The sequence below is a fragment of the Corallococcus sp. 4LFB genome (assembly GCF_046520365.1).
Classification (GTDB): domain Bacteria; phylum Myxococcota; class Myxococcia; order Myxococcales; family Myxococcaceae; genus Corallococcus; species Corallococcus caeni.
In genome coordinates, this window is the sequence record NZ_JBKGHJ010001124.1 from 1 (window position 1) to 875 (window position 875).

1 pseudogene is annotated in these 875 nt (G+C 73.6%); it reads left to right on the forward strand.

Going from position 1 to position 875, the window contains the following annotated elements:
• Window positions 1-875: pseudogene (locus tag ACLEQD_RS44475) on the forward strand (HEAT repeat domain-containing protein); the annotation flags it as partial.

Consider the following 875-nt stretch of genomic DNA (forward strand, 5'->3'; position numbering starts at 1 on the left):
GGCTGTCCGCGCGGGCGGTGGAGCTGGCGGGCCTGCTGGACGCGGCGGCCTCGCGCACGGGCACCTTCGAGGCTCCGGTGTACACGGACCTGGTGGCGGACATGCTGCTCACCGCGCGCAAGGTGGAGAAGCACCTGGGCGGCGACGCGCTGGAGGCCCGCCACGTCGAGGAGCTGATTGGCAAGACGTGGACGAAGAAGGACCGGACGCCCGTCACGGGGCTGACGCTGGTGGAGTACGCGTTCTCCTCCAAGGTGACGGCGGACCGGTTCATGGTCCGCGAGAGCCGCTTCGTGGACCTGGTGTCGGGCGGGCACTACAGCGAGAAGCAGATCCTCCCCGCCACCCTCAAGACGGTGGCGCCCAAGAAGAGCCACGCGGGCTACGTGCTCCAGGGCGCGCAGGGCAACCAGTACCCGGGCTTCGCGCCGCACCGGCTGGACCTGGAGGAGTGGACGGGCGGCGCTCCGGTGGACAGGGCCGTGCTGGAGCGGCTGGTGGAGGTGGCGCTGCCGGACGTGGGCGCGGTGATGACGGCCTTCCAGGAGCACCGCAAGGACGTGTTCGCGCCGGACCTGCTGCCGGTGGCGGTGCGGGTGGAGACGCTGCTCGCCAGCGGGACGCGCTCCCAGTTCGTGGACGGCTCGGGACGTGGCCTCTTCCTGCCCGTGGACCCCTCGCTGGAGGAGCCGCTGTCGAGCGCGCTGGAGGACTCGAGGCTGGTGGCGGTGCTGGGCGACGTGGGCCTGGAGGCGGCGCTCCCCACGCTGTTCCCCACCGCCGTGGTGGTGCGGACGCCGGAGGGGCTGGACCTGCGCACGCTGGGGCGTGCGGAGGACGCGCCGTGGCGCCCCGGCGGCGCGGCCGCGTGCGGG